This is a genomic window from Streptomyces sp. SYP-A7185, assembly GCF_046103685.1.
Taxonomy (GTDB): domain Bacteria; phylum Actinomycetota; class Actinomycetes; order Streptomycetales; family Streptomycetaceae; genus Streptomyces.
Window position 1 is genome coordinate 194,674 of sequence record NZ_CP122310.1, and the last position, 12,745, is coordinate 207,418.

General features: G+C 68.4%; 13 protein-coding genes. 7 read left to right on the plus strand and 6 right to left on the minus strand.

From position 1 onward, the window contains the following. Positions 1-426 precede the first annotated feature (426 nt). Complete coding sequence (locus QBL25_RS00965; RefSeq protein WP_409055022.1) at positions 427-837, plus strand: hypothetical protein; 411 nt, start codon at positions 427-429, stop codon at positions 835-837. Between the two features lie 232 nt (positions 838-1,069). Here the strand turns inward: QBL25_RS00965 and QBL25_RS00970 are convergent, their stop codons facing one another. From QBL25_RS00970 to QBL25_RS00990, 5 genes are all read right to left on the minus strand, one after another. After that, positions 1,070-1,846 (minus strand): anti-sigma factor, encoded by a 777-nt coding sequence (locus tag QBL25_RS00970; protein ID WP_409055023.1) that lies wholly within the window; start codon positions 1,844-1,846, stop codon positions 1,070-1,072. Then, positions 1,830-2,390, minus strand: a complete 561-nt coding sequence (locus tag QBL25_RS00975; protein ID WP_409055024.1) for an RNA polymerase sigma factor — start codon at positions 2,388-2,390, stop codon at positions 1,830-1,832. Before QBL25_RS00975 ends, QBL25_RS00970 begins: the two co-directional genes overlap by 17 nt. A 47-nt stretch (positions 2,391-2,437) precedes the next feature. After that, positions 2,438-3,142 (minus strand): class F sortase, encoded by a 705-nt coding sequence (locus QBL25_RS00980; RefSeq protein WP_409062502.1) that lies wholly within the window; start codon positions 3,140-3,142, stop codon positions 2,438-2,440. 139 nt (positions 3,143-3,281) lie between these two features. Beyond that, complete coding sequence (locus QBL25_RS00985; RefSeq protein ID WP_409055025.1) at positions 3,282-4,112, minus strand: DUF4397 domain-containing protein; 831 nt, start codon at positions 4,110-4,112, stop codon at positions 3,282-3,284. Between the two features lie 369 nt (positions 4,113-4,481). Further along, positions 4,482-5,399: a LysR family transcriptional regulator gene (locus QBL25_RS00990; RefSeq protein ID WP_409055026.1), complete on the minus strand. Its 918-nt coding sequence runs from the start codon at positions 5,397-5,399 to the stop codon at positions 4,482-4,484. Positions 5,400-5,508: 109 nt separating this feature from the next. Between QBL25_RS00990 and QBL25_RS00995 the strand changes: the two genes are divergently transcribed. The 5 genes from QBL25_RS00995 to QBL25_RS01015 all read left to right on the plus strand — a co-directional run bounded on the left by QBL25_RS00995 (position 5,509) and on the right by QBL25_RS01015 (position 10,736). Beyond that, complete coding sequence (locus QBL25_RS00995) at positions 5,509-6,552, plus strand: zinc-dependent alcohol dehydrogenase family protein (RefSeq protein WP_409055027.1); 1,044 nt, start codon at positions 5,509-5,511, stop codon at positions 6,550-6,552. A gap of 478 nt (positions 6,553-7,030) precedes the next feature. Beyond that, the gene (locus tag QBL25_RS01000; protein WP_409055028.1) at positions 7,031-7,723 is read left to right on the plus strand and encodes a hypothetical protein; all 693 of its coding nucleotides are present in this window, start codon (positions 7,031-7,033) and stop codon (positions 7,721-7,723) included. A gap of 569 nt (positions 7,724-8,292) precedes the next feature. Next, entirely contained in the window at positions 8,293-9,213 is a 921-nt protein-coding gene (locus QBL25_RS01005) for a hypothetical protein (protein ID WP_409055029.1), read from the plus strand. Positions 9,214-9,233: 20 nt separating this feature from the next. After that, positions 9,234-9,788, plus strand: a complete 555-nt coding sequence (locus tag QBL25_RS01010; RefSeq protein ID WP_409055030.1) for a hypothetical protein — start codon at positions 9,234-9,236, stop codon at positions 9,786-9,788. Positions 9,789-10,196: 408 nt separating this feature from the next. Next, on the plus strand, positions 10,197-10,736 hold the full coding sequence (locus QBL25_RS01015; protein ID WP_409055031.1) for a hypothetical protein: 540 nt from the start codon (positions 10,197-10,199) through the stop codon (positions 10,734-10,736). A 220-nt stretch (positions 10,737-10,956) separates the two neighbouring features. On the opposite strand, the gene QBL25_RS01020 is transcribed toward QBL25_RS01015, so the two are convergent. Continuing rightward, positions 10,957-11,634, minus strand: a complete 678-nt coding sequence (locus QBL25_RS01020) for a MarR family winged helix-turn-helix transcriptional regulator (protein ID WP_409055032.1) — start codon at positions 11,632-11,634, stop codon at positions 10,957-10,959. A 110-nt stretch (positions 11,635-11,744) separates the two neighbouring features. Here QBL25_RS01020 and QBL25_RS01025 point away from each other — a divergent pair, with 110 nt between their 5' ends. Continuing rightward, positions 11,745-12,716: an aldo/keto reductase gene (locus QBL25_RS01025; protein WP_409055033.1), complete on the plus strand. Its 972-nt coding sequence runs from the start codon at positions 11,745-11,747 to the stop codon at positions 12,714-12,716. Positions 12,717-12,745: the final 29 nt, after the last annotated feature.

A 12,745-nucleotide genomic window follows, 5' to 3' on the forward strand; every position in this document is an offset into this window, starting at 1 on the left:
CGGCGCCCTGACAGCTGACGACACATCCCGGAACCTCCCCACGCCGAGCCCGTCTACTTCTGGTCCCGGTGCAGCGCCCAGATCGCCCAGACGAGGGCCAGCGGAACCACGATGGCTGTGGTGCCGAGCGTGGCACCGGCCGCACCCAGAAACGTGTGAGCGCCAAGGACACCACAGCCAGGCACGCCAGCGGGGCACGGCTCATGGGCTGTTCCTGGGCACCGCGGCTGAGGTGCAGGTGACAAGGAACCCTCGGTCCCCAACCTGGGCCGGCCGGGCGAAGGCCAGCGAGGCGGTCATGCCTGTCGACAGGCGGAACAAGCGGCTGATGCGCCTAGGATCATGAGCCGGTGAATGTGGCGGGGCAGTGAGGTTAAGGGGCGGAGCGCCGGTATGGCGTTGGTACATCGTGAGCAGTTCCCGGTCTTGATCGAGCGGTTCTTGCTGTGGTTGCAGGATGCCGAGGGGGATCTGATCGACGCCTGGCCTGAAGGCGCCCAGGGGTTGGTGTCGGAGCAGCACGGGCGGGTGGACATCAAGTCGGGAGGCCACACGCACACAGCCACGTTCACTGTCGAGGTCTGGGACGCACCGCCTCAGCCCGATCACACCGTCTCCTGGGAGGCGACGGGTGAGGCGGAGCTGGAGTCCGCCTCAGGGCAGCTTCAGTTCCACACGGTCGGTGGACCGGACGAGAACGTGATCGATCTGGGCATCCCCCACCGGCGGTGGCGGCTGCGCGCTCATGTGGTGGGGCAGGAAGAGGTCACGCCCCTGGCCGAGCAGGGGGTGCCCGAGGGGGTGGAGCGATTCCTGCTGCAATTCTGGCCGGTGTGAGGGGGGCGACGAGTTCCGCGTCCCGGCCGGGGAACCGCTCCCGGAACCACGCGCGCAGAAGATTTTGTGCCGCGTCGAAGACGGGCTGGGCCTGCTGGGATGAGACTTGGGCGACCCGCGAGCTCGACGGGTGTGGGGTGGTCCGCGCTGACCAGCATCGCCACCGAGGGGATTGCAGACCACCAACCCCTTGGCCAGTAGATCCCCCGCCCATCCTCGACCGTCGTCGTGATCAAGCGTAGGGCCCGCGCACGATGCTCCGTCCCGAGTGGTCGGGTTTGCCGTTGAAGGGCTGCACGGAGACGTCAACGACCGAGTACTCGCTAAGGTCCACGTTGGCGGGGACCGGCAGGGTGGCACGTCCATCGGCGTTGAGGACACCCATGGACACGAGTTTGGTGTGGGAACGGTCCATGAGCCACACCTCGAAGTATCCCTTCGTCGAGGGCAGCCCTTTCACTTGGATGGCGAGGGTGCGGTGACCTCGGTCGCCGGTGAGGCTGGCGTAACCCCTCGAGGCTGGCGTCAAGGACCGTAGTTTTTGGCTGTCCGCTGTGGCGGTTGACGTCTCTGGGCGAGTTGCCCACCAGGTGACGGCGCTGCCGGCGGCGGCGCCCAAAAGCGCGGCGCACGCGGCCACGGTGACGCTGAGGCGACTGATCCTGCGTACACGCAGCATGAAGGCTCGTCGAGGACGGGTTTGGGATGCACTGGTGTCGGCAGGTGCCACGCGGTCATCGGCCGGGCCGGCCGTCTCGTCGGCCGCGGCCGTGCTCGGCTGCGGGGCGATGTCGAGCGCGTTGGCAATGTCGGTCCAGAGCTCCGCCGGAGGGACCAGCAGGTTTTGCTTCTCGGCTGCGGTCGTCCTGGCAGCAGCCACCACCCGGCGCAGGGACTGCAGTTCACGCCGGCACTGCGGGCAGGTGGACAGGTGAAGGTGGTCAGGGTCCGAGGGCTGCTCTCCGAGCGCCATCAAGGCCAAGGCCTCCTCATCAGTGTGCTTCATCATCCACCTCCAGCCGTTTCCTCAGGCTCTGCATACCGCGACGGGTGTGACTTTTGACCGTACCCAGGGGAAGGCCGGTCCTCTCGGCTATCTGGGACTGGCTCAAGTCCTCATAGAACGCCAGCTTCAGGACTTTTTGCTGTTGTGGCGGGAGTCGATCGAGTTCGTCGGTGAGCACCACATGGTCGACGATCAGTTCTGCGGTGCCGGTGGCAGAGGGTGTCTCATCGGAGCGCAACGTCACAGCGAGTGCATCCCGATCTCGGCTGAGTCGTGTACGTCTGGTGAGGGCGTCGGCGACCTTGTTGTGCGTGATGCCCATCAACCAGGTCTTCAGGGTGCCGCGGCGCGGATCGAAGTTCTTGCGGCTGTTCCAGGCACCGACAAAGACCTGCTGGGTCACGTCTTTGGCTTCTTCCAGGTCTCCCAGCTTGCGGGAAGCGACGGTGAACACGAGGGCTCCGAAGCGACGGTATGCCTCGCTCAGGCATGCCTCGTCCCCGTCGGCGAAGCCGAGGCCGAGGTGGTCGTCGGAAGGAGGCGTCACGCCCGCCACACTAGCCGCCAGAACCTGCGATCCGGCCCAAATGGGCTTCATGAGCTGACCTGTTGGGCGGTGACCACCAGATTCTGCTGATAGCCGCCGGCGTCAGGCCTGAACGGACCCGTGCACGTGATCAAGGTCAGCACGGGTGGCCCCTGGCGACGGAAGACGCCGGCAGCGCCCAGTCCGCTCTTGTCCACCGTGCGCCGAGCGACGATGCGGTAGAGGAGGTCCTTTCCGGTGGACCGCGTCAGGCGCACGCTGTCCCCTTGGCGCACCTCGTTCAGCGCTGCCAGGACGCCGAGCCCTCGGTCCGTGGAGTCGAGGTGCCCCACGAGAACGGCGGATCCCGCGGAGGATCCTGGCGCCGGGGAGAAGCGGTACCACCCCACGCGCCGTGGATCGCGCGGCACTTGCATCTGCCCCGAATCGGTCACACCCACTGCGTCCACGGGTGCCTGGACCTTGAGCCGAGGCAACGACACGGTGACGGGTGCCGGGGGCTGCGCGGGGGTGGGTGTTGCGTCAGGTGAGGGCCTGGATGCCTCGCCCGGCGAAGAGACAGGAGGGCTCGAAGCGTTCCCCGCGGGCGGGGACTTGGCACCAGTTCCGTCGTGAAAGCCGGTACCGAAATCTTCCGGCTTGTCTGGTGTGCTCGGCCAAGCGCTGACCGTCCAGACCGTCGCCGCCACGAGGCTCACGAGTGCGACCGCCAGGGCGGCCAGGAGGAGGCGCCTCGATACGGGCCTGCCCATGAAGCACTTGCCTTTCCACGACCGGAACGAATGATGGGCACCTCGCCGCGTCAAAACGATGTGGAAAGCGCGGGAGGTGCGGTGGGTGCCGCCTGAGCGACGGCACCCGGGATGATCTGTGTGGTGCGCGCCGGCTGGATCAGCGGGAAGTCCGCAACCTGCGCGATATCAGCACTGCGGTGAGGGCAGATGCGGTGCCGAGGGTGAGTGCGCCAACGGGTACGAGCTGGTTGCGGGCCGCGGCTTGTCCGCCCTCGCCCGCAGGCACGCCGCTGGGCGCCGAATGCATGCCGGTCAGCTTCTGGGTCTTGAGCGCCAGGTCCTTGGCCTTGGCGCTGCCCCAGGCGTACACGACCGTGTTCGAGCCCTCGGCCAGGTCCAGCTCGGCCGGGCCGATGGCGACCGTGTCGGTGCCCGCCAGTGCGACGTCGGCTGAGATGTTCCCGGCCGGAACCTCACCCTTGGCTTCCTTGGGGTTGACCAGGTCCTTGAACACCGGCTTCTTGTCCGCCCGCACGTCGACGGCCGGGGCGGCGGCCACGTGGCGCACCGTCAGGCGGGCCTTGCCCGCGGGAATCTTGGACGTGTCGTTGACGAAGGCGTCCAGGGCCGGTTTGCCGTTCTCATCCAGGTGCGCGACCAGGGTGGCGTTGGCGCCCTCGGGGACATCCACCGTCTTCTCGATGGCGGGCGTTCCGTCCGGTCCGTCGCCGTCCTTGAAGACCTTGATGTCGTAGGAACCGGCATCCAGCTTCATCGGGTCGGTGAGTGTCCCCGGCTTGAAGTCCGGGAGCAGCTCCTTGTCCCCGGCGTACACATCCACCGTGAGGCCGGGGACGGCGTGCAGCACCGACACCGTGGCCTGCCCCTCCGCCGCCTGCGGCAGGGCCCACGCGGCTCCTCCCGTGACGACGGGTGCGGCGAGAGCGACACCCACGACGACGGCGGCACTGGCAACGCGAACGGTCATGGTGAAACTTCCCTTCGAAGAACCACTCAGCGGATTCGGTCGGGAACGCATTCCGCCGGCATCCCCCTACCGGTTGCAGCGCCGGGTCGTCGATTTCTCTCGGCTCTCCCGCAGGGTTGTCCTTCGGCCCGGCCCACGGCGTAGGCCTTGACGGCACGCGGCTGGCGGCCCGCCCCGATGCGGGGCACGCGGATCTTCTCCGGCACCGGTTCGTACTGCGGGAAGTCTCCGCGGCCTCGCCGTCACCACGGCCGGCATGGGCTTGTGGCCCTGTTCGACGACAGCCTGGTGCAGCTTGGTGGTGCATCGGCCGCGCGAACGCCGCAAGCCGTGATCGCGAGACTCGGCAGACCGGCGGCAGCCCTGTGATCAGCAGCGTGTACTGGAGCCGGTCAGCGTGCCAAGCGTGGCGAGACAGGCAGCGATCGCGGGTTCGTGCGCTGTGCCGTGTCGGACGGCAACCTCGATCGTGCGGGTGAGGGTGGTGTCCGCAACCGGCCGCGCCACCATGGTCGGCGGCAGATGGGCCGCAGCCATGTGCGGGACGAGCACCGTATGCCCGCTGCTCGCGGCAAGGGCGATCATGGCGGAGAAGTCGGTGCACGTATGGCGCACCTGAGGGGCGAAACCAGCCGTTCGGCAGGCCTGGAGGACGGCGTCCCCGCAGCTGGTCTGCGGCGGGGCTGTGATCCAGGGGGTGTCAGCCAGTTCCCGCAGATCGATCGGAGATCGCTGGGGGGCAGCCGTCGGGCGATCGTGCCGCAAGATGGCGACCATCGGCTCGCGTTGCAGCGTATGGGTTTCGACGCTCGTGTGCGGGGGCGTGGCGAGGTTGGTGTAGTTGTACAGGAGGGCGACGTCGACGCGCCGCTGGAGCAACAGGCGTACAGCGGCATCGGGTTCGGCTTCGACGAGATGCATCCGCACGTTCTTGTGGGCGCTTTCGAGAGCTTCGCCCAGGGGGGCGGCGATCGGTGCAAGGGCGCTGGGAAAGCAGGCGATGTGGAGGGGCCCGGCCGGCTCCCCGGCCGCGGTATACAGCCGGTTTTGGGCTAGTTCGAGCGCTGCAAGCACATCTTCGGTGTCTTCCACCAGCCGCCGACCGGCGGCGGTGAGATGGATGGAGCGGCCGGTTCGTTCCAGCAGGTGGGTACGGGTCTCTTCTTCCAGTTGCCGCAGCTGTTGCGAGACGGCAGACGGCGTCACGCTGTGGAGCTCGGCCACGGCGGTGACCGTGCCGTGGGCGGCCAGGTCCCGCAGGAGGATGAGGCGCCGAACATCGAGCATAAGTTCACCTTAAAGCAACGCTGAAGCTGATGTAGCTGGACGCGGAACCGCCTCCGCGGCGAATCTGGCTCCTGCAGCCCTTTCCCCGGACAGTTCCAGGAGCGTTTTCGTGCGTGCCACCGTGATCCACGGCCCCACCGACATCCGGATCGTCGAGGCGCCCGACCCGATGGTCCAAAAGCCGACCGACGCCGTCGTGCGCGTCGTGAACGCCTGCATCTGCGGCAGCGACCTGTGGGCGTATCGCGGCGTGGCCTCCCGCACAGCGGGGCAGCGCATCGGGCACGAGTTCGTCGGCATCGTCGAGGCGGTCGGCTCCGAGGTGCGGGAATTGCGTTCGGGTGACTTCGTGGTCGCCCCGTTCGTCTGGTCCGACGGCACCTGCGCCTACTGCCGCGAGGGCCTGCAGACCTCGTGCCCGCAGGGGGGCTTTTGGGGTTCGGTCGGTGCGGACGGGGGCCAGGGCGAGGCCGTCCGCGTGCCCTTCGCCGACGCCACGTTGGTCAAGCTCCCCAAGGAGACAGCCCACGAAGAGAAGCTGCTGCCCGGCCTGCTTGCCCTCTCCGACGTGATGAGCACCGGCCATCATGCCGCGGTCACCGCCCGTGTCCGGCCCGGCTCCACGGTCGCCGTGGTCGGCGACGGCGCGGTCGGCCTGTGCGGGGTGCTTGCCGCGCGGCGCCTTGGCGCCGACCGCATCATTTCCCTGGGGCGGCACGAGCAGCGCACCGCCATCGCCCGTAGCTTCGGCGCCACCGACGTGATCGCCGAGCGCGGCGAGGCCGCGATCGAAGCGGTCAAGGAGCTGACCGGCGGCCAGGGCGCACATGCGGTACTGGAAGCCGTCGGCACCGAGGAGTCGATGCGCACCGCGATCTCCATCGCCCGCGACGGAGGCGCCGTCGGCTACGTCGGCGTGCCCCACGGCGGTGGCGCCGGTGTCGACATCTCCCAGATGTTCGACCGGAACGTCACACTGGCCGGCGGCGTCGCCCCCGCTCGCGCCTACATTCCCGAGCTGCTGCCGGATGTGCTGTCCGGCGCGATCGACCCAGGCCTCGTCTTTGACCGCACCGTGGGCCTCGACGGGGTGCCGGAGGGCTACGAGGCCATGAACGACCGCACAGCCCTCAAGGTCCGCATCACCCTCTGACGGCGCAGCCTGAAGTCGTCCCGGGCTTTGACGCTGAGCATGGGATCGCCGCCCGCAGTACCCCAATGGACAGCGGCGGCTTGGGCTTCGTGGGGGCCAGCACCACCTCCCCGCGCTACGGCGGGGGCATCTCGCAGCCGGATAGCATCGAGAGGGCGCGCGCGAGGACCGATCAGAGGGAGAGCCCTTCGGCTCCTCGCGCCCGGCCGTCGCCGCATCAGCCGCGGCGGTGGCCGGCCACCTGCGGCCTCGCACTCAGGACGCAGCATGTCGCTGGATCCGGCGTACTCTCTGTCTGCGATGAACGCGTCCCACAAGCGCAGCAGGAAACGCAGGCTCGGGAACCGACGAGGATTGCTTCCCTATTCGCCTCCGGGTCGCCTCCCGCCGCAATCGCGCCGGGGCGTGCGCTCCCCCGTCCTGGTCCAGCAGCGCGCGCAGCCGCCACCGCCCGGGCAGCACCCGACACACTGCTCGCATGGGCAGTGACCCCCGCACCGCACCGTCCGCCACAGACGACAGCTCACAGCGCTCGGACTTGGGCGAGGTGATGGCCGATGAACAACGGCGGGCCGCCGACGAGCGGGATGCCATCGCAGACGAGCGGGAGGCCCTCGCGGACGAACGCGAAGCCGCCGCCGTTCAGGGCGAACCTGCAGCAAATGCACGGCACGACCAGCTCAGCTCCCAAGAGAGCGACCTGGACACACGGCTTCGCGCGGCAGGAAACGCGGTGACCGGCAAACATCAAGGGTCGCACGAGAAGATCGAGCAGGCTCAGGCCCTGCTGGAGGCCAGTCATCAGCGCCTGGCCAGGAGCCTGGCAGCACTACGCCGCTTCGGCGACACCGAGGTACGGGAACAACGCGCCGATGATCGTGAAGCTGGCCTGTCCGGTGTGCGCAGGCCCGTTCAGGACGGGGAGCAACTAAAGGCCCAGGAGGCCTGGGTCAGCAGGGTTCGAGAGCAGGCCTCCGCGGCCGTCGAGGCGTTGGCCTCGGCCGAGGACACTCTGGCCCACCAGTACGCGGCGCATCGACAGCCCCAGCAAGCCGCCGGGCACCGGCGCCATGCCGCGCAGGCCCGCACCGCGGTGGGCGTACTGCGCGCCATCACCCGATCATCCGAGGCCGACGACGGCACCACGCCGCTTCGGCGCCCACCGTTGTGACGGTGCACGCGAACCGGCGGCCGAATCGCGCCCCGCATACCGCTCGGCGTCCTTCGCGCAGACCACGGCGCTCATCTCTGCAGCGCCGCTTTGCACCTGGGGCCTGGCTCCCCCCGTCGGTTTCAGGGCGGTCCTTCGACCTGACGGCCGGAGGACATGGACGCCGCCGAGTCGCGCAAACGGCGCCGTCCGCCCAGAGCGGCAGGTGGTCTGTTCCGGCCGGCACCGCGGGCACCGAGCTCGACCTGGAGAGTCAAGGCACGGAGGGGCGCGGCCGGAACATCGGGCGGCAAGACCTCCCACCAGCGGACGCATTGTCTGGGCCCAGCGCTCCCACGGCGGCCGGTCGGCCCGGTGCAGGCTCTGTGTTCCCCTGCCGGCAGTGAGGTCGAGCCAATTTGAGGCGTTGTCCACGGGGTTGGCGCAATGCAGGCCATCCGGGCGATGCCCGGTGCTAGCGTCATATGCCTATCTCAGCTTGCACGCCCGCCCGTTCACTCCCCCGTCGCCTCCGGAACGGTCCGTTCGCGTGCCGTGAACCAGGAGACGCGATGGTGCCCATCCGACGCATGCCCGAGCGCACGATCGCCTTTTTCGAGATCGTCACCGAGGCCGCAGGCGAACAGCGTCGGATCCCCCAGCTGGACTGGGACCAGGCCTTGCCCTCGCTGGCCACGGCGTCCGTACAGGAACGGATGATCGACAAGGAGACGACGCTGATCGGCTCGGTGGCCACCGTGCACGAGCAGGATCACTTGCTGCTGCACCGGGTCAAGGACAGCGCCGAGTGGCTGAGCGTGATGGACTGGAGCACCGGTGAGTGGCACGAGCTCGAGCAGAACGCCAGCCGCGGCTTCGTCGACACCTCCGCCATCGGCCTCCTGTCCTTCGGGAACGTGGTGGGCATCATGCAGGGCTCGGTATCAGCCCCCACGCACAAGGGGCTGGAGACCTGGCTGAACGAGCTGCACCTGTTCCCCGGCGCCCGGCTGGTGCTCCGGCCCGTGCTGTCGAAGGCAGAGGTGGAGCGGCTGGGCAGCGCAGAGGGGGCCTCCAGCATCGAAATCAGGATCGGGAATCACAAGGCGGCGGCGTTGCGCGGCCGTACGGGGCGGCTGGCCAATTTCCTGCGCCTGGCCCATGACGCGTACGGCGACATCAACGTCACGATGATCATCAGTGTGCCCCGGGGCAAGGCGCGCGTCCAGGACCGCCAAGCGCTCCTGGACGATCTGCGCGACATCGCGCCGGTGGCGCCCGGGGCCGCCGACCGGGCCCGGGCGAAACTGGTGTTCGCCGAGGCCGACGGGGTCGAGCACAGCCGACTGGTAGAGCTGACGGAGCATCACATCACAGCGAAACGGAAAGTCTCCGCCGTCGACGACCAGGGAAACTCCATCCGGATCTTGTCAGCGGTAGATGCGATCCTGGATGTAGCAGCCGAGCACGAGGGCGAACTGCGGGCAGCGGTGGAGGCCGATCTGGCCTGACATGTCACAAGGGGGCGGGCATGAACGCACGGGAGTCTGTCGTGGACCGGTGGTCACACGCAGTGTGGTGGGACTACGTGATCGCCTTCCTGCTCGTGTCGGGCCACGTGGCCCTGGTGCGGACCACCGGCCGGGGAGACTGGCTCGGGTGGATCGCCAGCGAGCAGCGCATCTCCCTGTACGGGACCGCCGCCGGCGTCGTGTCCGCGATCGGAGGCCTCAGCTCGATCGCCATTTCGATCTACCTGTCCAGCACCGGGGAACGGATCAGCGCCGCGCGCCGCCACTACCCAAGCGAACTCCGCCGCAATTGGAAAGCACTGCTGGTGGCCACCGCTCTGATCTGCATGGGCTGCCTCATCGCGCAGGGCCTGGACAACAAGGCCGACACGCATTCAGCCCGCTACCTCTTCGAAGCCTCCATAGCCCTGGCACTCATCCGCTTCCTGCGCATGCTGTGGCTGCTCGACAACATGATGAAAATCAACGACCGTGATCACAGCGACCCCCCACCGCAACCCGCACCCCGCTTCGACCCCAACTGGCGCCAACGACGCCGCAACCGGACGCTCTAGTCGTGCTTCGCTAACTGCTGGCTCGGGAGAGGGTGACGTGGTGGTGCCCTCCGCGCCAGGTGCGGCCCGCGAAGTGATCCAGCCCCAGGCCGCGTTGAAGCTCGTGGTAGTTGTGCTCGATGCGCCGGCGGAGTGCTGCCCGGCGCCCCGGTCCGCGCTCGGGGTGGCGGCAGGCAGGTTGCCCGCGTCAGCCTGGCCCGGTGCCGGCCGTGTCCCGGGCCCGCAGCCGCGGTCAACTCGTCCTCGCAGAGCGCCTCGCGCGTGACCTGGGCCCGTTCCCCGCGGCGTGGAGCACGGCCGTAGGGGCCGCTCGTTCGCGCTCGCTGTCGAAGCATCTCCCCCGTGCGGTGGAGGCGCTCCTCCCGTAAGCCGACGCCTCGCCCGCCCTCGGCTCATAGCGTCAAGGACATGCAATCCGAACCCGGGAAAGCACTCCCGCGCTGGGCATACGCTGCCGTCGCCTGGTTGGTGGTCAGCTTCGTATGGCACGTACAAATGGGCGTCATGTACGAGCACTCGATGGGTCCCGACAACGGCACTCCGGTGTGGCTCTTTCTCTCCTACGACGCCTTCATCGTCCTCATGTCAGTCGTCGGTGTCGTGTGTGTGCTGGCCATGGTCGAACCATGGGGCCGGCGTGCGCCGTCCTGGCTGGTACGCGTGCCCTTGTGGATCGGCTGCGCGATTTTGACGATGCGGGGCGTGCCCGGCCTCGTGGAGAACGTCACCGTCGCAACAGGGCTCACTCCGCACGGCCTGCTCGGGAGGGAGAAGGAGGCCGTTGACGCAGGGGCATGGGACTTCTGGAAGACGATGGTGATCAACGGATACTTTTCCCTCGGCGCGGTGCTGCTTGTGCCGGCCACCGTGTTGTCCCGACAACGCCGGCACCGAGCGAAGACGACGTGCCGCGTGGATGCGGTGCGATCCGCCGCAGCGCGCTCCTGAGTGCTGCCTGTCGCGTCGACAGCGGGTGCCTCCCTCATCGTGGGCACGTTCATCTCCGGCAAGAGCAAGCAGAACGCCGTCAAGACGATGGTCGTCACGGCGGTGAAGGCCGCGTGCCGTGATGCAGCCCAGCCTGGCCCGCAAGCTGGGCGGATATCACTCACGCCTGCCAGTTAGGGCTGGTCAGGCTCTTGGTCGGCGGGCCCGCGGAATTTCACGATCAGGTGTCGGCCGGAGGCTGTGCAGCCGGATGAATCGTGGGTGACTGGCCGTCCACCGCGCCGTCCCCCGGAGACGAGGCCGCAGAGCCTGCGTCTGGTTGCCCGCGCTTGATGGCCGTGTCCACCGCGGCACCGATGCGGCGCAGTGCCGCCAGTTCCTGAGGACCGAGATCATCGATCAGGTACTCGCGGACTGCGGCGACGTGTCCCGGCGCCGCTGCCACCACTACGTCGTAGCCGGCCTCGGTCAGCGTCGCGGTGGTGCGCCTTCCGGAACCGGGGATCCGCTTGCGTGCGAGCAGTTCGCGCTTCTCGAGCCGACCGACGACATGGGACAGCCTCGACAGTGACGCCGCCGTTCGCGCGGCCAGGGCACTCATCTGCATGGTGCGATCCGGCTGCTCGGAGAGGACCGAGAGCACCATGTACTCGAAGAAGGTCAGCTGAGCCTCGCGCTGCATGCGCGCATCCAGCGCGGCCGGCAGGCTGATCATGATCGCGGAGTTGGCCAGCCACGCCGCCAGCTCGTCGTCGTTCAGCCATCGCGTCTCAGCAACAGGAGCGGTGGACTCCCCCGAGTCGGAGCCTTCGTCGGCACGAGCCGTCGCCTCGGATGTCGGGCCGTTCCGAGGTCGCCGACGGCGCCGGCCGTTCGTGTCATCTTCCGTCCTTGCCATGAGGACACCCTAAACCCACTTATTGACGCGTCAAGTTCGAAAGAGTAGAACTTGATGCGTCAAGTTCGCTCTGCGGTGCTGAGGCCCGCCCCACACGGAATGGACAACAGATGCAGTCCACGTCGCTCGGCAAGCTCGATGTCCCGCGCATCGGCCTTGGTGTCATGGGGATGTCGGCGTACTACACCGGCGCCGGCCGGGACGAAACCGAGTCGATCCGCACCATTCGTCGCGCCGTCGACCTCGGTGTCACCCATCTGGACACCGCCGAGGTGTACGGCCCCTACGTCAACGAGGAACTGCTGAGTCGCGCGATCAAGGGCCGCCGGGACGAAGTCGTCCTCGCCACCAAGTTCGGCCTCGTCTCCCACACCGGCCGGCCGGGCCCGGACAGCACCCCCGCCAACATGCACACGGCTGTCGACGGCTCACTGCGGCGGCTGGGAACCGACCGCATCGACCTCTACTACCAGCACCGGGTCGACCCCAACACTCCCATCGAGGAGACGGTGGGGGCGCTGAGCGAGCTGGTGGAGGCGGGAAAGGTCCTCCACATCGGACTGTCGGAGGCGGCAGCGGCGACCGTCCGCCGGGCTCATGCGGTCCATCCCGTGACCGCTGTCCAGAGCGAGTACTCGCTGTGGACGCGGGACCCGGAGGCCGAGGTGCTGCCCACGCTGCGTGAGCTCGGCATCGGACTGGTTCCCTATGCACCGCTGGGACACGGCTTTCTCACCGGTGACATCCGCACCCTGGACGGCCTGGACGCCGCCGACTGGCGTCGCTCCAATCCCCGGTTCACCGGCGACAACCTCACGCACAACCTGCGCATCGTCGACCAGGTACGCGAGGTCGCCGACGACGTCGGGGCCACGCCCGCGCAGGTCGCTCTGGCCTGGCTGCTCGCGCAAGGAGACAACATCGCGCCCATTCCGGGGACGAAACGCCTCGACCGCCTCAAGGAGAACAGCGCCGCCGACGGCATCCGACTCACCCCGGGCCAGATCGCCCGCCTGAACAACCTCACACCGGCGTCCGGCGAACGCCATGCCGAGCCCGACATGGCCGCCGTCGACCAGTGAGAGCAGCGCGAACGCGCCGATTCGCCCCG